This window comes from Methylobacterium sp. CM6241, from assembly GCF_054817845.1.
Genome location: NZ_CM139246.1, coordinates 1,827,710 through 1,846,595, shown reverse-complemented (window position 1 = coordinate 1,846,595; position 18,886 = coordinate 1,827,710). Strand labels below are relative to the sequence as shown.

17 protein-coding genes are annotated in these 18,886 nt (G+C 66.6%); 9 read left to right on the top strand and 8 right to left on the bottom strand.

Annotated elements, in window-relative coordinates:
• Positions 1–40 precede the first annotated feature (40 nt).
• Positions 41–481, bottom strand: coding sequence for a VOC family protein (locus tag ACYQR9_RS08560; RefSeq protein ID WP_461229328.1), 441 nt, complete (start codon positions 479–481; stop codon positions 41–43).
• A 169-nt stretch (positions 482–650) separates the two neighbouring features.
• Here ACYQR9_RS08560 and pepN point away from each other — a divergent pair, with 169 nt between their 5' ends.
• From pepN to ACYQR9_RS08545, 3 genes are all read left to right on the top strand, one after another.
• Positions 651–3,293 (top strand): aminopeptidase N, encoded by a 2,643-nt coding sequence (gene pepN, locus ACYQR9_RS08555; protein ID WP_461229327.1) that lies wholly within the window; start codon positions 651–653, stop codon positions 3,291–3,293.
• A gap of 191 nt (positions 3,294–3,484) precedes the next feature.
• Positions 3,485–5,890 carry a PAS domain-containing sensor histidine kinase gene (locus ACYQR9_RS08550; RefSeq protein ID WP_461229759.1) on the top strand — a complete coding sequence of 802 codons (2,406 nt, stop codon included), beginning with the start codon at positions 3,485–3,487 and terminating at the stop codon, positions 5,888–5,890.
• Positions 5,887–6,333 carry a hypothetical protein gene (locus ACYQR9_RS08545; protein ID WP_461229326.1) on the top strand — a complete coding sequence of 149 codons (447 nt, stop codon included), beginning with the start codon at positions 5,887–5,889 and terminating at the stop codon, positions 6,331–6,333. The genes ACYQR9_RS08550 and ACYQR9_RS08545 overlap by 4 nt, the downstream gene beginning before the upstream one ends.
• 60 nt (positions 6,334–6,393) lie before the next feature.
• Here ACYQR9_RS08545 and fae read toward each other — a convergent pair whose 3' ends face one another.
• A complete protein-coding gene (fae, locus tag ACYQR9_RS08540; RefSeq protein WP_056432453.1) occupies positions 6,394–6,933 on the bottom strand; it encodes a formaldehyde-activating enzyme in 540 nt (179 codons plus the stop codon).
• A gap of 260 nt (positions 6,934–7,193) precedes the next feature.
• On the opposite strand from fae, the gene ACYQR9_RS08535 reads away from it, so the two are divergent.
• Positions 7,194–7,415, top strand: a complete 222-nt coding sequence (locus ACYQR9_RS08535) for a hypothetical protein (RefSeq protein WP_056432071.1) — start codon at positions 7,194–7,196, stop codon at positions 7,413–7,415.
• 21 nt (positions 7,416–7,436) lie between these two features.
• Here ACYQR9_RS08535 and ACYQR9_RS08530 read toward each other — a convergent pair whose 3' ends face one another.
• From ACYQR9_RS08530 to ACYQR9_RS08515, 4 genes are all read right to left on the bottom strand, one after another.
• Complete coding sequence (locus tag ACYQR9_RS08530) at positions 7,437–7,868, bottom strand: hypothetical protein (RefSeq protein ID WP_056432068.1); 432 nt, start codon at positions 7,866–7,868, stop codon at positions 7,437–7,439.
• 168 nt (positions 7,869–8,036) lie between these two features.
• Positions 8,037–11,789: a methionine synthase gene (gene metH / locus ACYQR9_RS08525; RefSeq protein ID WP_461229325.1), complete on the bottom strand. Its 3,753-nt coding sequence runs from the start codon at positions 11,787–11,789 to the stop codon at positions 8,037–8,039.
• Between the two features lie 157 nt (positions 11,790–11,946).
• Positions 11,947–12,867: a methylenetetrahydrofolate reductase [NAD(P)H] gene (gene metF / locus ACYQR9_RS08520; RefSeq protein ID WP_056432058.1), complete on the bottom strand. Its 921-nt coding sequence runs from the start codon at positions 12,865–12,867 to the stop codon at positions 11,947–11,949.
• A gap of 65 nt (positions 12,868–12,932) precedes the next feature.
• Positions 12,933–13,949 (bottom strand): ArsR/SmtB family transcription factor, encoded by a 1,017-nt coding sequence (locus ACYQR9_RS08515; protein ID WP_461229324.1) that lies wholly within the window; start codon positions 13,947–13,949, stop codon positions 12,933–12,935.
• Between the two features lie 176 nt (positions 13,950–14,125).
• Between ACYQR9_RS08515 and minC (ACYQR9_RS08510) the strand changes: the two genes are divergently transcribed.
• The 4 genes from minC (ACYQR9_RS08510) (at position 14,126) to minE (ending at position 16,776) form a co-directional block, all read left to right on the top strand.
• On the top strand, positions 14,126–14,824 hold the full coding sequence (gene minC / locus ACYQR9_RS08510) for a septum site-determining protein MinC (protein ID WP_461229323.1): 699 nt from the start codon (positions 14,126–14,128) through the stop codon (positions 14,822–14,824).
• A 121-nt stretch (positions 14,825–14,945) separates the two neighbouring features.
• On the top strand, positions 14,946–15,644 hold the full coding sequence (gene minC / locus ACYQR9_RS08505) for a septum site-determining protein MinC (protein WP_056432051.1): 699 nt from the start codon (positions 14,946–14,948) through the stop codon (positions 15,642–15,644).
• 14 nt (positions 15,645–15,658) lie between these two features.
• A complete protein-coding gene (gene minD / locus ACYQR9_RS08500; protein WP_018045194.1) occupies positions 15,659–16,474 on the top strand; it encodes a septum site-determining protein MinD in 816 nt (271 codons plus the stop codon).
• A complete protein-coding gene (gene minE / locus ACYQR9_RS08495; RefSeq protein ID WP_018045195.1) occupies positions 16,471–16,776 on the top strand; it encodes a cell division topological specificity factor MinE in 306 nt (101 codons plus the stop codon). The genes minD and minE overlap by 4 nt, the downstream gene beginning before the upstream one ends.
• Before the next feature lie 10 nt (positions 16,777–16,786).
• On the opposite strand, the gene ACYQR9_RS08490 is transcribed toward minE, so the two are convergent.
• Entirely contained in the window at positions 16,787–18,034 is a 1,248-nt protein-coding gene (locus tag ACYQR9_RS08490; RefSeq protein ID WP_461229322.1) for a NupC/NupG family nucleoside CNT transporter, read from the bottom strand.
• Positions 18,035–18,186: 152 nt separating this feature from the next.
• Between ACYQR9_RS08490 and ACYQR9_RS08485 the strand changes: the two genes are divergently transcribed.
• Complete coding sequence (locus ACYQR9_RS08485; RefSeq protein WP_018045197.1) at positions 18,187–18,315, top strand: hypothetical protein; 129 nt, start codon at positions 18,187–18,189, stop codon at positions 18,313–18,315.
• 242 nt (positions 18,316–18,557) lie between these two features.
• Here the strand turns inward: ACYQR9_RS08485 and ACYQR9_RS08480 are convergent, their stop codons facing one another.
• Positions 18,558–18,878, bottom strand: a complete 321-nt coding sequence (locus ACYQR9_RS08480) for a GIY-YIG nuclease family protein (protein ID WP_419951048.1) — start codon at positions 18,876–18,878, stop codon at positions 18,558–18,560.
• Between the last annotated feature and the right edge of the window lie 8 nt (positions 18,879–18,886).

Below are 18,886 nucleotides of genomic sequence, written 5' to 3'. Positions count from 1 at the left end.
GAGCGGGGCGCGCGATGACGCGCCCCGCGATCTCGCCGTCCTACCAGGAGCCGGTATTCTCCATGGAAGCCCACGGCTCCTGCGGCGCCTTGGCCTCGCCCTTCTGCAGGATCTCGAGGGAGATCCCGTCCGGCGACTTCACGAAGGCCATGTAGCCGTCGCGCGGCGGCCGGTTGATGGTCACGCCCTTGTCCTGCAGGCGCGCGCAAAAGGCGTAGATGTCGTCCACCTGATAGGCGAGGTGACCGAAATTGCGCCCGCCGGAATAGGTCTCCGGATCCCAGTTGTAGGTGAGCTCCACCTGGGGCGCCTTCGTCTCCAGGGCCGTGTCGTAATCGCCGGGGGCCGCGAGGAAGACGAGGGTGAAGCGGCCCTTCTCGTTCTCCACGCGGCGGGTTTCGCGCAGGCCGAACGTGTCCACGTAGAAGGCGAGCGCCTTGTCGAGATCCGCCACGCGGACCATCGTGTGCAGGTATTCCATGGGCTGGGTCGTCTCCGGTTGATGCCGCCTATGTGGCCCGGCTATGCCGGGCGTCAACGCCGCGATGCCCCCGACGCTCCCGCCCCCTCTCATACATCGAGGGTGGAAGCCGAGCGGGCCGACGACGCGGAGCCGTTCTTAATCCTCGCTCCCGATCAGGACCAACCGCATGCGCACCGAAAGCCCGACCCTGATCCGTCTCGAGGATTACCGGCCGAGCGACCACCTCATCGACACGGTGGCACTCGACGTTCGGCTCCATCCCCGTGAGACGCGGATCGTCGCGACCCTGGCCCTGCGCCCGAACCCGGACGGACGCCCGAACGCGCCCCTGGTGCTGGACGGTGACGATCTCACGCTGACGCGGCTGTCGCTCGACGGCGAAATCCTCGATCCGGCAGCCTATTCCGCCACCGCCTCGGCGCTGACGGTGCATGAGCCGCCGCGAAAGCCCTTCACGCTGGCGATCGAGACGCGGATCGACCCGACCGCCAACACCAAGCTCATGGGCCTCTACCGGTCGAGCGGCGTCTACTGCACCCAGTGCGAGGCCGACGGCTTCCGCCGGATCACCTACTTCCTCGACCGGCCCGACGTGATGTCGGTCTATACGACGCGGATCGAGGCCGATGCCGACGAAGCGCCCGTCCTTCTCGGCAACGGCAACCTGACGGAAGCCGGGCCTGCCGGCCCGGGCCGCCATTATGCGATCTGGCACGATCCGCACCCGAAGCCCGCTTATCTCTTCGCCCTCGTCGGCGGCCGCCTCGACCGGGTGTCCCGCCCGTTCACGACGATGGATGGCCGCCCCGTTTCCCTCGCCGTCTACGTGGAGCCGGGCAAGTCGGACCGGGCCGCCTATGCCCTGGACGCCATCGCCCGCTCGATGACCTGGGACGAGGAGGCGTTCGGCCGCGCCTACGATCTCGACGTCTTCAACGTCGTGGCGGTGTCCGATTTCAACATGGGCGCCATGGAGAACAAGGGCCTCAACATCTTCAACGACAAATACGTCCTCGCCTCCCCCGAGACGGCCACCGATGCCGATTACGCGGCGATCGAGCGGATCATCGCCCACGAGTATTTCCACAATTGGTCGGGCAACCGCGTCACCTGCCGCGACTGGTTCCAGCTCTGCCTGAAGGAGGGCCTCACGGTCTTCCGCGACCAGGAATTCTCGTCCGACATGCGCTCGCGCGCGGTCCATCGCATCGGCGAGGTCAGGACGCTGCGCGCCCGCCAGTTCCCGGAGGATGCCGGGCCGCTGGCCCATCCGGTCCGGCCCCGGGCCTATGCCGAGATCAACAATTTCTACACGGCAACGGTCTACGAAAAAGGTGCCGAGATCGTGCGGATGCTGCGCACGCTGATCGGCCCCCATGTCTTTCGCGCGGGGATGGACCGCTATTTTGCCGAGAACGACGGACGAGCCGCCACGGTGGAGGATTTCCTCGCCGCCTTCGCCGCTGAGACCGGGCACGACCTGTCGGCTTTCGCGAGATGGTACGAGCGTCCGGGAACACCAACGGTCAGCGTCGAAGGAGACTACGATGCTGCTGCGCGGACCTATCGCCTGCGCTTCAGCCAGCGCCTGGCAGGCGCCGAAGGCATCCCGCCCCTCGTCATCCCCATCGCCCTCGGCCTCGTCGGCGAGCGCGGCCCGATCGCCGCTTCCTGCGAACGCGTCAGCGAGGGCGTCTTCGTCCTTGACCGTACATCGGACGAGATCGTCTTCACCGACGTCGCCGAGAGGCCGGTCCCGTCCTTGTTCCGAGGCTTTTCCGCCCCGGTTCGCATCGACATTGCATCGAGCGATGCCGACCGCCTGACGCTCCTCGCTCACGACACCGACGCCTTCAATCGGTGGCAGGCTGCGCAGAACATCGCGCTGCGCCTGATCGTCGAACGCACGAGAGCCAACGCATCGCTCACGGAGGAGACGGACCCCGCCGCGCAAGCCTTCATCGAGGCGCTTGCTACCTTCCTGGACGACGAGGCCTCAAGCGATCCTGCCTTCGCAGCCCTCGTCCTCGGCATCCCGAGCGAAGGCGACGTCGCCGGCGATCTGGGCTCCGATGTCGATCCCGATGCGATCCATCGTGCCCGAAAGATCCTGCGGCGCCAGATCGGACGAGGACTCGGTCCGCGCCTGGAGACCCTTCGCGCCGCCATGGCGGACGGAGCGGACGCGCTATTCGACCCCGGTGCGGTCTCGGCGGGTCGCCGGGCCCTGCGCAATGCCGCCCTGGACCTGATTGCCGCTTCGAACGGGGAGCGAGGCGTCGAGCTCGCCACTGCCGAACTCGCTGACACCACCAACATGACCGACCGACTGGCGGCACTCTCGGTCCTGGCCTCGATCCCGGGAACGGCCAGAGAAACCGCGCTCCACGCCTTCGGCCTGCGCTATGCCGACGAACCGCTGGTTCTCGACAAGTGGTTCGCCATCCAGGCGATGATCCCGGAAGACGGCACGATCGAGCGAATCGAGAGGCTGCAGCAGCATCCGGCTTTCGCGATCACCAATCCAAATCGCGTACGCTCACTGATCGGGAGCTTTGCCATGGCGAACCCGACGCAGTTCGCCCGACCCGATGGAGCGGGCTTCGGACTGCTCGCGGACGCGGTTCAGACGACTGATCGGACGAATCCCCAGCTCGCAGCGCGGCTTTTGACCGCGTTCGGTTCGTGGCGAATGTGGGAGCCGGTGCGGCGTAGCCAAGCCAAGGCCACGCTTGGAGAAATTGCCTCCAGGACAGGGCTTTCCCGTGATGTGGCTGATATTCTGGCCCGGACCCTCGGTGATGGTTAACACACTCCAAAATAAGGTTAAATTCGATCCATCGATTCTCTGAATCTGATTGCCACACTGCGCCAGGAGTCAAGCGGACGGCCAAGAATTTCGTGGACAAGTTGGCTGTGGAAATGCTGAATTGAATACGATTCGGAGCGTGACTCACCGACATGCCCCGAACGACTCACCAGCAGCTGCGGGGGCTTGTCATGCTGGAGGCGGATTCCGCTTCCCTCTCCGCACGTGCGGATACGATTCTCGGTATTCACCGCCCTCAGACTGCGGCTCATACCCGGTTCGTCCGTGCCGAGATCTGGCTCCGCTATGCGGTGCCCGCCTTCCTCGCCACCTTTCTCGTCTGTCTGGCGGCCGGCGCAGCGCTTCAATTGCGCGGCGAGCGCAGTGAGATCCTGCGCGATGCGGTCACGGACATGGAGACCTTCACGCGGCTCGTCACGGCCGCCATGTCGGACGCGGAAGCGACGCCGCCCGCGATCCGGTCGCGCCTGGAGACTCTGCTCCCCGCCTCGCTGATGCCCTCGGGCCGCCAGATCCTGGTGGCCTCGTCCTCCGAAACGCTTCTTGGCGCCCACCCGGCCATGACGGACCTGAGCGGGACCATCGCGGACCGCCTCGGAGAGATGCAGGCCCTGAGCACGCTGGGCGAACGCGCCGGCGTGATGGCGCTGACCCTCGCCAATGGCGAACAGGCCTTCGCGGCCCTCCGGACGCTTCCCAAAGGTCGCGGCCAGGTTGCGGTGATCCAGCCGATCGCCCCCATTCTCGATGCCTGGGCCACGCGGATGCGGCATCAGGCGGTCCTCTACGCGGCTGCCGCCCTCGTGATCGTCGGGATCGGCATCGCCTACGCGCTACAGACCCAGCGGGCCTATGCGGTCGACAGGCTGTGCGAGCAGATCAAGCAGCGGCTCGACACGGCGCTCGGTCGTGGTCGGTGCGGATTGTGGGACTGGGATATTCCGCGCGGCCGGATCTACTGGTCGGATTCGATGTATGCCCTGCTCGGTTATCGCCGGGAGCGCGAGTTCCTGTCCTTCGGCGACGTCAACGCCCTGGTCCATCCCGATGACGGGGACCTCTACGCCCTTGCCCGCCAGTTGGCTGCGAGCCAGTCCACCGTCGATCACGAATTCCGCATGCGCAGCGCCAATGGCGGCTGGATCTGGCTGCGCACCCGCGCCGAGGTCGTCCCCGATCAGGTCGATGGCGGCCGGCACCTCGTCGGCATCGCACTCGACGTCACCGAACAACGCCAGCTCGCCGAGTCCAACGCCACCGCCGACATGCGCCTGCGCGACGCGGTGGAGGCGATCTCGGAAGCCTTCGTCCTGTGGGACACGAGCAACCGCCTCGTCCTGTGCAATTCGAAATTCCGCCACCTCCACGCTCTGAGTCCCGACGATGCGACTCCGGGCAAGCGCTACCATGAGATCATGGGCCGGGGCGTCCTGCCGCCGGTACGCCGCGAACTCCGGGAGATCGAGGTTTCGTCGGCGACCGCCCGCACGTTCGAGGCGGAGCTCACCGACGGCCGCTGGCTCCAGATCAGCGAGCGGCGGACCAAGGACGGCGGCTACGTCTCGGTCGGCACGGACATCACCAACCTCAAGCGCCAGCAGGAGCAGCTCGTCGCTTCCGAGCGCGAACTGATCGAGACGGTCAAGGACCTCAAGCGCTCGCGCCGGACCCTGGAACTGCAGACGCAGCAGCTCGCGGACCTCGCCGAACGCTACCTCGACCAGAAGGCCCAGGCCGAAACCGCCAACCAGGCGAAATCCGAGTTCCTCGCCACCATGAGCCACGAGCTGCGCACGCCGCTCAACGCCATCATGGGCTTCGCGGAGTTGATGGAAAGCGGAGTCTACGGAACGCTGGGATCGCCCCGTTACACGGAATATTGCCGGGATATTCGCTCCAGCGGCGACTACCTGCTCTCGGTCATCGACGACATCCTCAACATGTCGCGCATCGAATCGCACAGCGTCCGCCTCGCGCTTCGGGAAGTCCCCCTCGACACCGCCGTCCAGGGCGCATTGAAGCTGGTGGCCGAGTCGGCCCGGGCGAAATCACTCAGCATCGACGTCGACGTCTCAGACGACCTGACCCTGCTGGCGGATGGCCGCGCCCTGCATCAGATCCTCCTGAACCTCATCCAGAACGCGGTGAAGTTCACGCCGGGCGGAGACGGGCGCATCATCGTCAAGGCGCGGCCGGCCGGCGACCGGGTCCACATCTTCATCGAAGATAACGGGATCGGCATCCCGAAAGCCGCTCTTCGCCGTCTCGGCTCACCGTTTCAGCAGGTGGAGACGAACCTCACCCGGACCCATAAGGGCTCCGGCCTGGGGCTCGCCATCGCCCGCTCCATGGCGGAACTTCATGGAGGCTCGCTGCGCATCCGGTCCGAGGAGGGTCTCGGCACCATCATCCTGGTCTGCATGCCGATGCCGACGGCGGAACGGCGACGTGATCTCGTTGCCCCCGGTTCCGACGAAACCGTGGATTCCCTGCGCGAGGCGTCGGGCGCGCAACCGCGCGATGGAGCCGGATCGGGCGGGGCGCAGATGCGGAATCCGACGGTCGTTCCAGCGTGACGCGGCCGGTTTATCTCGCAGCGGCCATCACCCTGTCCGTGGCGGTCCCAGCCCATGCGGATGAGTGTGACGGACTGGCGGCGAGAATCGCTTCCGAGATCGGCGCGAAGGTCGGGGGGCGGCAAGGGCCGAGCATCGATCTCAAGATCCCGAACGGCACGAAGATCGACCTGACCTGCAGGTCCGAGCCCATCGTTCAGGCGGCCTCCGGCGATCCAGCACCCTCGGCGGTCTATTCTCAGGATCTGGCGATTGCCGGTGCGGCGGCGACCGGTGAGAACGCCGGTGCGGTTCAAAGCGCCATCGGCAAGGCCTACGAGACGTCGCTCCGCGAGCGGCGCAAGTCGTTCATCCAGCAGAACGGGTGGTCGGCGAGCTGCTACACCGATCCATCGGGCTCGATCCGCACCCTGTGCTCGGTGGGCCGCATCCCGCCGGGCTGACGGAGACGGGATCCAGCAGCGGGTGGAAGGATGCCAGTGCATCCCCCCACCCCCGGTCTCTCAGTACTCGACGATGTCCTCGAGCGCGTAGTGCTTCACCGTCTTGCGGTTGGCGATGAGCTCGTCGATGGTCGGCTCGCCCTTGATGGCGCGGGCGATGGCGAGCTTCGTCGCCTCGTAATTGGTGCGGTAGAGGTCCTTCTGGTCGAGATTGGCGTCCTCAGCGCAGCGCGGGTCGAGCCAGATCATGATGATCATGCATAGGTCGTCGAGCCCGTCCTTCGGCAGGATGCCCTCGATCACGCAATCGACGATGGCGTCGCCCGTGGCGGCCTGAACCACGCCGCCCAGGAGGTTGACGTATTCCACGGTGTGGATCGTCGCCTTGGTGGTCATCATCGTCGAAGGGCGCACGAGCTGGTTCAGGTCGCGCACCACGAACATGCGGGTATGTCCCTGGACCTGCCCCATCATGCCGGCGAAGGCCTGGCCCACCGGGCCACGGGTGGAGCCGATCAGCACCTCCGGCATCGCGTCGGTGTACTGGCCATCGGCGGCGAGGACGGTGGCCTCTCCGGTGCGGAACCAGATCTCGGACATGTCGGCGTTTCCTTGTTCCTGGGCATTGGCTGCCGGGCCGGCGATCCGGCCGTTTCGCGGGCGGAGAAACACCGTTCCGCCGTCGCCCGTCAATATTCCTCGGCCGAGAGAGTTTCGCGGGCGGCGCTTCCGCTCTGGCCCTGCGGGCCGCAATCGGTCATTCCATGCGCGGTTCCAGGCATCGCGGCATCGGAGTTCTTCGCTCGGTCGCGTCCCATCGCCGGTCCGATGCCGTGGCGAACCGAACGGGAGACAGGCGCATGAACAGGCAGCAGGAACGGGACTGGAGTCTCGCCGTCGCCGCATTGCCGGACGGTGTGCGGCTCGAACTCGGCCTCGCAGACCTGTCCGGGGCACCCTTCACGGCCATTCTGGCCCTCGACCGGCGGGAGGCCCGCGACCTCGCCCGTGCCCTGCTCGCGGCATCGGGGGATGCGGCGGAACGGACGTTCCCGCGCCCGTCCTCCACGAACGGCGATTAGGGCGCTGGACCGGCGCTTCCCTCAGCGACCGGGAAGTCTCGGCACCTTCAGGCCGCGCTCTTCCGGCGTCGGCTTGCAGATATAGGAGAACTCGGTCTGCAGGTCGGAGAAGACCGCTTCCCCGGTGATCTTGCAATTCTCTCGGGCGGTCTCGTCGAGGAAGGTGCGGGCCGCCTCGCGCAGGCGCTTGGCGCGGGTCTCCGCCGGGCCGCCCTGCCCGTCATAGCGCTCGTCGATGCCGCAGCCCGTGATCTCCCGCAATCCATCGGAGACGACGAGCATCTTGTTCACGCGGCGCTGGTCGTAGACGGAATACGGGTCCTTGCAGCCGATCGTGACGATCTGGACGCCCACAGCGGCGTAGTTCTTCGACAGATAGGAGAAACCGGTGCAGCCGGAGACTCCCAAAGCGAGCGTGACCGCGACGGCCAGAATTCCGGTGGTCCGGTTCAACGTGGTCGCGCTCCGCTCAAGCCATCGATCAGGGGATCGCATTGAAGCGCGACGGAGACCACGGTCAAGCCTCCGCCGGACACACAGAGCGCCATTCCACCAGATCGCGCGGCTTATGTCACGCCTCGGTGAGCCTGCCGCATCGGTCAGGCTCACCGAGATCCGGCGTCATTCGGCGGCCGCCGCGAGGTAGCGGGCCGGGTCGTAGTTGAGGATGGGGCCGAGCCAGCGCTCCACCTCGCGCAGGTCCATGCCCTTGCGCAACGCGTAATCCTCCACCTGATCGCGCTCCACCTTGGCGACGCCGAAGTAATGCGCTTCCGGGTGGGCGATGTAGAGGCCGGAGACCGACGAGCCGGGCCACATGGCATAGCTCTCGGTGAGCTTCACGCCGATGCGCGACTCGGCCTTGAGCAGGTCGAACAGGGTGACCTTCTCGGTATGGTCGGGCTGGGAGGGATAGCCCGGCGCCGGGCGGATACCGGCATATTCCTCGCGCACGAGATCTTCGGGGCCGAAGGTCTCGTCGGCGGCATAGCCCCAGAACTCCTTGCGCACACGTTCGTGCATGCGCTCTGCCAGCGCCTCGGCGATGCGGTCGGCGAGCGCCTTCACCAGGATCGAACGGTAATCGTCGTTGGCCCGCTCGAAGCGCTCGGCGATCCGCACCTCTTCCAGGCCGGCCGTGACCACGAAGCCGCCGACGTAATCGCCGATGCCCGTCTCCTTCGGTGCCACGAAGTCGGACAGGCAGGTATTGGCGCGCCCGTCGCGCTTCGACAATTGCTGGCGCAGGCCGTGGAAGGTCGCAAGCTTCTCCGAACGGCTCTCGCCGGTGAACAGGGTGATGTCATCGCCGGCGCTGTTGGCGGGCCAGAAGCCGATGATCGCCTTCGGATTGAACCAGCGCTCATCGACGATCTGTTTCAGCATCTCCTGTGCGTCGTCGAACAGGGCCTTGGCGGCGGGACCCTGGTTCGGGTCCTCGAAGATCGCCGGGTAGCGGCCCTTGAACTCGTAGGTCTGCAGGAACGGCGTCCAGTCGATATACGGCACGAGGTCGGCGACCTCGTAGGAGGAATAGACCCGCACGCCGGTGAAGCTCGGCTTCGTCGGCCGGTAACCCGACCAGTCGATCTTGAACGGGTTGGCGCGGGCTTTGGCGAGCGGCAGGCGCTGCTTGTCGAGCTCAGAGCGGGCATGCGCGTCCGAGACCTTGCGGTACTCGGCCTGGATGTTGGCGATGGTGGTGTCCCGCGTCTCCTTCGAGAGCAGGCTGGAGACCACGCCGACGGCGCGGCTGGCATCCGTCACGTAGACGGTCTGACCCCGATTGTATGAGGGGTGGATCTTCACCGCCGTGTGGACGCGGCTGGTCGTGGCCCCACCGATGAGCAGGGGAACCGAAAAACCTTCGCGCTCCATTTCGGCCGCCACGTGAACCATCTCGTCCAGCGAGGGCGTGATGAGGCCGGACAGGCCGACGATGTCGACATTCTCACGCTTGGCCACGTCGAGGATCTTGGCCGCCGGCACCATCACGCCCAGATCGATGATCTCGTAATTGTTGCAGGCCAGCACGACGCCGACGATGTTCTTGCCGATGTCGTGGACATCGCCCTTCACCGTCGCCATCAGGATCTTGCCGGCGGCCTGGCGCTTGCCGTCGCCGCCATTGGCGAGCTTCTCCGCCTCCATGAAGGGCTCGAGATAGGCCACTGCCTGCTTCATCACGCGGGCGGACTTCACCACCTGCGGCAGGAACATCTTGCCCGAGCCGAACAGGTCGCCGACCACGTTCATGCCGGCCATCAGCGGGCCTTCGATGACGTGGAGCGGACGTTCGACGCCGAGGCGCGCCTCCTCGGTGTCGACGAGGATGTACTCGGTGATCCCGTTGACCAGGGCGTGCTCGATGCGCTTCGCCACCGGAGCCTCGCGCCAGGACAGATCGGCCGCCTTGGCCTGGACGCCGCCGCCGGACTTGAAGCGCGCGGCCGCATCGAGCAGCCGGTCGGTGGAATCCTCGCGCCGGTTGAGGACGACGTCCTCGCACAGCTCGCGCAGCTCGGCCGGAAGCTCGGCGTAGATCGCCAGCTGGCCGGCATTCACGATGCCCATATCCATGCCGACCTGGATCGCATGGTACAGGAACACCGCGTGCATCGCCTCACGCACGGGCTCGTTGCCCCGGAAGGCGAAGCTGAGATTCGAGATGCCGCCCGAGATATGGGCGTGGGGCAGGGTCTCGCGGATGGTCTTGGTCGCCTCGATGAAGGCGACACCGTAGCCGTTATGCTCCTCGATGCCGGTGGCGACGGCAAACACGTTCGGATCGAAGATGATGTCTTCCGGCGGGAAGCCGACCTCCTCGGTCAGGACCTTGTAGGCCTTGGTGCAGATCTCGACCTTGCGCTCGTAAGAGTCGGCCTGGCCCTGCTCGTCGAAGGCCATGACCACCACGGCGGCGCCGTAGGAGCGGCATACCTTGGCGTCACTGATGAACTTCTCGACACCCTCCTTCATGGAAATCGAGTTCACGATGGCCTTGCCCTGGACGCATTTCAGGCCGGCCTCGATGACGTGAAATTTCGAGGAATCGATCATCACCGGCACGCGGGCGATGTCGGGCTCGGCGGCGACGAGGTTGAGGAACTCGACCATCGCCTTCTCGGAATCGAGCAGGCCCTCGTCCATGTTGATGTCGATGATGCTGGCGCCCGCCGCCACCTGGTCGCGCGCTACGTCGAGGGCGGCCGCGTAGTCGCCGGCTGTGATGAGCTTGCGGAATTTGGCCGAGCCGGTGACGTTGGTGCGCTCGCCAACATTCACGAAGGGGATCTCCTTCGTCAGCGTGAAGGGCTCGAGGCCCGACAGGCGCATCAGGCGGGGCACCTCCGGGATCGCGCGGGGCTTCACGCCCTCCACCGCCTGCGCGATGGCGCGGATATGATCCGGGGTGGTGCCGCAGCAGCCGCCGACCATGTTGACGAGGCCGGCGGTGGCGAACTCACCCACCAGCCTGCCCATGGCTTCGGGGCTCTCGTCATAGAGGCCGAATTCGTTGGGAAGACCCGCATTCGGGTAGGCGCAGACCAGGGTGTCGGCGATGCGCGAGAGTTCGGAGATGTGGCCGCGCATTTCCTTGGCGCCGAGCGCGCAGTTCAGCCCGATGGTGAGCGGGCTGGCATGGCGCAGCGCGTTCCAGAACGCTTCGGGCGTCTGGCCCGAGAGGGTGCGGCCGGAGAGATCGGTGATCGTGCCCGAGATCATGATCGGCAGCACCATGCCGCGCTCCTCGAACACTGCCCAGGCGGCAGCGACCGCCGCCTTGGCGTTGAGCGTGTCGAAGATGGTCTCGATCAGGATCAGTTCGGCGCCGCCATCCATCAGGCCGCGCACCTGCTCCATGTATGCGGTCTTGACCGCATCGAAGGTCACGGCGCGGTAGCCGGGATTGTTCACGTCCGGCGAGATCGACAGGGTGCGGTTCGTCGGGCCGATGGCGCCGGCAACGAAGCGGCGGCGGCCATCCTGCTTCTCGGCCAAAGCCGCGGCCTCGCGGGCGAGGCGCGCGCCTTCCGCGCTCAACTCGTGGATGATCGATTCCATGCCGTAATCGGCCTGGGCGATGGTGGTGCCCGAGAAGGTGTTGGTCTCGCAGACGTCGGCGCCGGCCAGGAAATAGTCGAGGTGGATCTGCCGGATTGCGTCGGGCTGCGTCAGGATCAGAAGGTCGTTGTTGCCCTTCTGGTCGTGGCCGTGATCCGTGAAGCGGTCCCCGCGAAAATCCGCCTCGCCGTAGCCGAGGCGCTGGATCACGGTGCCCATCGCCCCATCGAGGACGAGGATTTTTTCCGCGGCCCGCTGGCGCAGGGCGGCTTCGATCTCTTTTCCGTCAACGGGGCGGAGGTCTGTCATGGGGTCTCTCAAGTTCCGTCGCAGATGATCCCCCTCCCCCTTGTGGGGAGGGGTCAGGGGTGGGGGTGGCAGCGAAGATGTCGCGCCGTATCCGACACCACCCCCACCTCCAGCTCCTCCCCACAAGGGGGAGGAGAGGCCCCCGTCCCATGGTCGTTCAGGCCGCCTTCGCCGCCGCCACCTTCGGTGCCTGCGCGCGCAGGCCGAGGAGATGGCAGATGGCATAGACGAGGTCGGAGCGGTTCATCGAGTAGAAATGGAAGTCGTTGACCCCCTCGTCCACCAGATCGAGCACCTGCTCGGCCGCGACCGCCGCCGCGATCAGCCGGCGGGTATCGACATCGTTGTCCAGACCCTCGAACCGGGCGGCCAGCCAGTACGGCACCGAGGCGCCGGTGCGGCGGGCGAAATTGGCGGATTGCTTGAAGTTCTGAACCGGCAGGATGCCGGGGATGATCGGGATCTCGATCCCCGCCGCCCGCACCTTCTCCACGTAGCGGAGATAGACGTCGTTCTCGAAGAAGAACTGCGTGATCGCTTGGTCGGCCCCCGCATCGACCTTGGCCTTCAGCGCATCGATATCGGCATCGAGCGTGGCGGCCTCGGGATGCTTCTCCGGATAGGCCGAGACCGAGACCTTGAAGTCGCCGATGCGCTTGATGCCGGCCACAAGATCGCTGGTCCTGGCATAGCCGCCCGGATGCGGACGATAAGCGGTGCCGACGCCGTCCTGCGGGTCGCCGCGCAGGGCCACGATGTGGCGTACCCCGGCATCCCAATAGGATTGCACGACTTCGTCGATCTCCTCGCGGGTGGCGTCCACGCAGGTGAGATGGGCGGCGGGCTTGAGGCTCGTCTCCTTGATCATCCGCGCCACGGTGTTGTGCGTGCGCTCGCGGGTGGAGCCGCCGGCCCCATAGGTCACCGAGACGAATTTCGGCTGGAGCGGGGCGAGCCGCTCGATCGACGACCACAGGACCTTCTCCATCTCGTCGGTCTTCGGCGGGAAGAACTCGATGGAGACCTGGATCGGACGGTAGCCGTCGCGGCTGGCGCGGTGATGGGAAGCGGTGGGCATCGGGTCGTCCTCAAGATCTTTCGGTTCAGACGTGTGTCGTCGAGACGGGAATCCGTGGCGGCCGGTCAGGCCACCGCGCGCTCCGCCTCGGAAGCAAGGGTCGGCTCGGCCGCCGAGGCGGCGAGCCAGAGGGTCACGGTGAGCTGGTGCCCGCTCTCGTCGGCCGGGGCGAGATGGCGTGTCGCCACCATGCCGAGCCCGGCATCGGCGAGCCAGCCCGTCACCTGCTCGGCGGCGAAGCCGAGGCGGCGATGGGCCTGCTCCTCGCGCAGGAATTCGAGATCGTGCGGCGCGAAATCCACCACCAGCAGCCGGCCTCCGGGCGCCACGAGCCGCGCCGCCTCACGGAGCGCACGGGCGGGGTCGTCGAGATAATGCAGGACCTGATGCACCACGACGAGGTCGAAGCTGCCACGGCCGAAGGGCGGTGCATGGATGTCACCCTGGCGCAGGTCCACGCCCGACAGGCCGGCCCGCTCCAGATTGGCGCGGGCGACGGAGAGCATGGCATGGCTCGAATCGAGCCCCGTGGCGCGAGAAGCCCTCGGCGCCAGAAGTCCGAGCATCCGCCCCGTGCCGGTGCCGAGATCGATCAGGCTGCGCACCGGGCGCGATCCGAGGGCGTCGATCACCGCCGCCTCCACCATCGCCTCCGGCACGTGGAGCGAGCGAAGCTGGTCCCATTTCGGGGCGAGGCGGGCGAAGAAGCTCTGCGCGGCATCCGCGCGCTGGGCACGCACGCCCTCCAACCGGGCCCGATCCTCGGACAGAGGCGGGCTCGAGCGGTCGAGACCGCCGACCAGGGGCTCCACCAGCCCGGTCCTCGCCTCGATCAGCCGGAAGAACGCCCAGGCCCCCTCGCGATGCCGCTCCACCAGACCCGCCTCGACCAGAAGCTTGAGATGGCGCGAGATGCGGGGCTGTGACTGGCCGAGGATGTCGGTGAGATCGGAGACCGACAATTCCCCCTGCATCAACAGAGCGAGGATGCGCAGGCGCGTCTCTTCCGCGGTGGCGCGCAGCACACCGAGGGCATCGGAGAAAGGAAGGACAAATGTCGCCTTGGCGCTCTCTTGAGACATAAAGATATCTTTATGTTCGATTAGGACGCATGGCAAGGGGAAACGGCGGCTGGCCGGAGGCATGAGAGAAACAGGCGTGGGCGACGATGCCGGGAGGGGAGCGTTCCGGGCGATCTGCCGATATGGTCGGCTCAAGAAGTCCCTTTTCGATTCCGGAACAACAGAAACGCCCCCGCGTGACCCAGCCGAATTCCCGTCCCCCAATCCGTTTCCGTGGCCGCTCCTTCATGGCCCTGGTGCTGGCCCCCTCGGCACCGGTGCATGACTGGCTCGAAGACCTCGACGCGCTGTCCCGGCGCTCCCCCGCCTTCTTCGTGGGGCGCCCGGTGATCCTCGACGTGTCCGGTCTCGGCCTCGACCGCGCGGACCTCACCGCCCTGGTCTCCGAGCTCAAGGCCCGCGACGTTACCGTGATGGGGATCGAGGGAGCCAAATCCGGCAGCCTCGGCGAGGGGCTGCCCCCCGCCCCGGCCGGCGGACGGCCGGTGGACGAGGTCGCCACGCCGGACGCGCCCGCGCCCACGCACGCGGAGCCGCCACGCCCCGCCCGCTCGCTGATCCTCGACCAGCCGGTCCGGTCGGGCCAGACGATCCTGCATCTCGAAGGCGACATCACCATCATGGGATCGGTGGCCTCCGGGGCGGAAGTGATCGCCGGCGGCTCCATCCATATCTATGGAGCGCTGCGAGGGCGGGCGATCGCCGGGGCATCCGGCAATCCCGATGCCCGCATCACCTGCCGCAAGTTCGAGCCGGAACTGCTCGCCATCGACGGTCTCTACCGGACGGCCGACGATCTCGGGCCGGACCGCCGGGGCCAGCCGGCGCAGATCCGCCTGGACGGCGATGCGATCAAGGTCGCCGCGCTTGAGTAGCGCCGACACAGGAACCCGGGATCGCAGGATTATAGGGTCACAGGATCACAGAAAGCCGGCTCGTTAACCAAGCGGTAACCATAAGGACCGTCAATGGTTCGGTAAGGAATCGCGAGAGCCCGTGACACACGCCCCTCCATCCCGCCGATCCGTGACGCTACGAGGCCGTGCCTTCAAGGCACTCGTCCTGGCTCCGGAAGCTCCGCTTCCCGATTGGTTCGCCGATCTGGACGCCTCGCTGAAGCGGTCGCCGACCCTGTTCGACGGCCGCCCCCTCATCCTCGACATCGCGGCGCTCGGGTCTGACCCGGACGTGGTGGGCAAGCTGCTGGCCGATCTCGGCACCCGCCGCATCCGCATCCTCGGCATCGAGGGCGCGGAAGCCACGCTCTCGGGCAAGACCCTGCTCGACGGCATCGCCCTCCCCCCGCTTCTGGTGGCGGGACGGCCGGCGACCAGCATCGAGATCCCGGGCGATGCCGAGCCCGAGACCACCTCCCTCATGATCGAAGGGTCGGTCCGTTCCGGCCAGTCCATCGTGCATCCGACCGGGGACGTCACCGTCATGGGTTCGGTCGCCTCCGGCGCCGAGATCCTCGCCGGCGGCTCGATCCACGTCTACGGCGCATTGCGGGGGCGCGCCATCGCCGGCGCCGCCCGCAACCCCCGCGCCCGCATCTACTGCCGCAAGTTCGAGCCCGAATTGCTCGGGATCGATCGCCTCGTCCGCACGGCCGAGGACATGGGCACGACCCTGCGCGGGAAACCCGTGCAGATCTGGCTCGATAGCGGCTCCATCAAAATGGCAACCTTGGATTAAGGAGAGATACGAACATGGCCAAGGTTCTGGTCGTTACTTCGGGCAAGGGCGGCGTCGGCAAGACGACCACCACAGCGGCTCTCGGCGCAGCACTCGCGCAGGCCGGACAGAGCGTCGCCGTCGTCGATTTCGACGTCGGCCTGCGTAACCTCGACCTCGTGATGGGCGCCGAGCGGCGCGTGGTCTACGACCTCATCAACGTGGTCAACGGCGACGCCAAGCTCAACCAGGCGCTGATCCGCGACAAGCGGCTCGAGAACCTGTCGCTGCTGCCCGCCTCGCAGACCCGCGACAAGGACGCCCTGACAGACGAGGGCGTCGCCAAGGTGATGGAAGAGCTGCGCGAGAAGTTCGACTGGGTGATCTGCGATTCCCCGGCCGGCATCGAGCGCGGAGCCACCCTGGCCATGCGCCACGCCGACCTCGCCGTCGTGGTCACGAACCCGGAAGTCTCCTCGGTCCGCGATTCCGACCGGATCATCGGCCTTCTCGATTCGAAGACCCTGAAGGCCGAGCGCGGCGAGGTGATGGAGAAACACCTCATCCTCACCCGCTACGACCCCGCCCGCGCTGATCGCGGCGACATGCTGAAGGTCGACGACGTGCTCGAGATCCTCTCGATCCCGCTGCTCGCCATCATCCCGGAGAGCCTGGAAGTGCTGCGCGCCTCCAATGTCGGCTGCCCGGTGACGATGAACAACCCGCTCAGCGCCCCGGCCCGGGCCTATATCGATGCCGTCCGCCGCCTCAAGGGCGATACGGTTCCGATGACCGTGCCGTCCGACAAGAAGTCTCTCCTCAACAAGCTGTTCACCCGGAGGGCGGCATGAGCCTGCGCAACCTCTTCAGCAAACGCGCCTCGGCCCCCACGGCCCGCGACCGTCTCCAGCTGATCCTGGCCCATGAACGGGCCGGGGCCGGCGGTTCCGATCTGGTGATGCTCCTGCGGGAGGAGATCCTCGCCGTCATCGCCAAGCACGTGACGGTGGAGCGGGACAAGGTCCAGATCCGCCTGGAACGGGGCCAGGACATGTCGACCCTCGGGGTCGACATCGAACTTCCGGTCACGGCTCCGGCCAAGGCCGCCCCGGCAGCGGCCAAGCCGTCCAAGGCCAAGCGCGCCGCCGCGTGAGGGTCCGCCGTCAGCCGATGAACAGGCCGGCGATGGTCGCACTCGTCAGGTTCGACAACGTACCAGCCAGGATCGCGCGCATTCCATAGCGTGCGATCTCGGACCTCCTCTCGGGGACGAGGCTCTCCAGACTCGCGAGCTGGATCGCGATGGAGGCCAGATTGGCGAAGCCGCACAGGGCGAAGCACAGGATGGCCGTCGTCCGGGCATCGAGCGTGCCGGCCTTCAGTGTCGGCGAGAGTTGCGCATAGGCCAGGAACTCGTTGAACGCGATCTTCTGCCCGATGGCGCCGCCGACCAGACCCGCCTCGCTCCAGGGCACGCCCATGAGCCAGGCCAGCGGCGCGAAGGCGAGCCCAAGTACTCCCTCGATACTGAGAGACGGATAGCCGACCAGTCCGCCGCCCCATCCGGCAATGCCGTTGAGAAGGGCGATGAGCCCGGTGAAGGCGATCAGCATTGCGCCCACCGAGACCGCGATGACGAGGCCCTTCTGCGTGCCGTCGGCCGCCGCCTCGATGAGGTTGACCGCCCGCGTCTCGGCGAATTCCACCCGCATCGTCGTCACCCGCGTCGGTTCCGTCGAGGGCATCAGGATCTTGGCGTAGAGAAGCCCGCCGGGAATCGCCATGACACCGGCGGCGAGGAGATACTCCATCGGCACACCCAAGGCGGCGTAGCCGGCCAGGATCGATCCGGCGGTGGAGGCGGCCCCGCTCGACATGACGGCGAACAACTCGGCCCCGGTCAGCAGGATCAGGAACGGCCGCAGGGCCACGGCGATCTCGCTCTGGCCGATGACGATGGTGATGACGGCCGAGAAGGTCTCGATGGGCGAGGTGCCGAGCACCCGCTGGAGTCCGGCCCCGATGAGGCGGGCCAGGGTCTGCATCACCCGCAGATGATACAGGATCGCGATCAGCGCGGAGACGTAAAGGATCTGCGGCAGCACCCGCAGGGCCAGGATGAAGCCACTGCCGCCGAAGAGTTCGAACATGCGCGGCTCGACGAGGCCGCCGAACAGGAACAGGACCCCGCGATCGCCATACGCCAGAATTGTCTGGACGAGGGTGGAGGCCACGTCGAGGACCTGCCGCCCCACGGGCACGAACAGCACGACGGCGCCGATCGCGATCTGCAGGGCGAGGGCCGAGATGACGGTCCGGGGTCGGATCGCCCGGCGGTTGGTGGAGAACAGGATCGCGATCGCGAGGAGCAGCGCCAGGCTCGCGCCGGCATGGAGCAGTCGCTCGGTCATCGTGTCCCCTCTTTCGGCCCGAGAGGAGCAAGGGCGATGCCGGGACGGGCGCACGTCATCTGGGGGTTCATCCGGAACGGGAGGACGTCCGGCGTGTTGACCGTCAAGCTGCGCCGTAATGCGGCGCATAACCGGTTTGAAGGGATACAGCCATGAGCCTCATCGGACGCCTCGTCACCAAGCTTCTCGGCAACGACAACCGCCCCGTCGTCCGCGACGACCGCAACTACGATTCGAGCAACCCGATCGGCCGCCTCGTGACGAAGATCCTGCGGAAGTAAGCTCAACGAACAATCACTCTCCCCGCACGCGGGGAGAGGGAAGCAATGCCCCCGTCTTCTTTGTGGCGGGGCGGCAGCCGGGGGTGAGGGGCGATCCCGGAGGAGTTTCCCACAGAACCGCTCCTCACGTCCCACCACGAACCTCATCCTGAGGTGCCGCGTGAGCGGCCTCGAAGGAGCCCTCCAGTCATCGCAATGCAGACTGGAGAGCTCCTTCGAGGCTTTCGCGTTGCGAAAGCGCCTCAGGATGAGGTCGGCGGGTCGGAAGTCCCTTCATGGCGCGGACGCTTCGCCAATTTTTGCAAGGCATCCCAGTCACTGGCGATGAGGGCTTCCTTCTTCGCCCGGCTCCAACCTTTCAGCCTGCGCTCGAAAGCAATGGCATCGGTGATCCATTCGAATTGAGCGGCATACACCAGAGCAACGGGGCGACGGCTGCTGGTATAACCGGGAAACGTGCCGGCGTGATGATCACCAAGTCGCTTGTCCAGGGGTTCGCCGCGCGCCGATCCGACATAGTAGCTACCGTCGGCACAGCGCAGGATGTAGACAAAAGCCGGCACGCGACAGA

Excerpts from the sequence above, each read along its gene's own strand:
- metH (WP_461229325.1), bottom strand. The coding sequence starts at position 11,789 with ATGACAGACCTCCGCCCCGTTGACGGAAAAGAGATCGAAGCCGCCCTG.
- ACYQR9_RS08485 (WP_018045197.1), top strand. The coding sequence starts at position 18,187 with ATGAGCCTCATCGGACGCCTCGTCACCAAGCTTCTCGGCAACGACAAC.
- ACYQR9_RS08535 (WP_056432071.1), top strand. The coding sequence starts at position 7,194 with ATGAACAGGCAGCAGGAACGGGACTGGAGTCTCGCCGTCGCCGCATTG.
- pepN (WP_461229327.1), top strand. The coding sequence starts at position 651 with ATGCGCACCGAAAGCCCGACCCTGATCCGTCTCGAGGATTACCGGCCG.
- ACYQR9_RS08560 (WP_461229328.1), bottom strand. The coding sequence starts at position 481 with ATGGAATACCTGCACACGATGGTCCGCGTGGCGGATCTCGACAAGGCG.
- metF (WP_056432058.1), bottom strand. The coding sequence starts at position 12,867 with ATGCCCACCGCTTCCCATCACCGCGCCAGCCGCGACGGCTACCGTCCG.
- minE (WP_018045195.1), top strand. The coding sequence starts at position 16,471 with ATGAGCCTGCGCAACCTCTTCAGCAAACGCGCCTCGGCCCCCACGGCC.
- ACYQR9_RS08550 (WP_461229759.1), top strand. The coding sequence starts at position 3,485 with ATGCTGGAGGCGGATTCCGCTTCCCTCTCCGCACGTGCGGATACGATT.
- ACYQR9_RS08515 (WP_461229324.1), bottom strand. The coding sequence starts at position 13,949 with ATGTCTCAAGAGAGCGCCAAGGCGACATTTGTCCTTCCTTTCTCCGAT.
- ACYQR9_RS08490 (WP_461229322.1), bottom strand. The coding sequence starts at position 18,034 with ATGACCGAGCGACTGCTCCATGCCGGCGCGAGCCTGGCGCTGCTCCTC.
- fae (WP_056432453.1), bottom strand. The coding sequence starts at position 6,933 with ATGTCCGAGATCTGGTTCCGCACCGGAGAGGCCACCGTCCTCGCCGCC.
- minD (WP_018045194.1), top strand. The coding sequence starts at position 15,659 with ATGGCCAAGGTTCTGGTCGTTACTTCGGGCAAGGGCGGCGTCGGCAAG.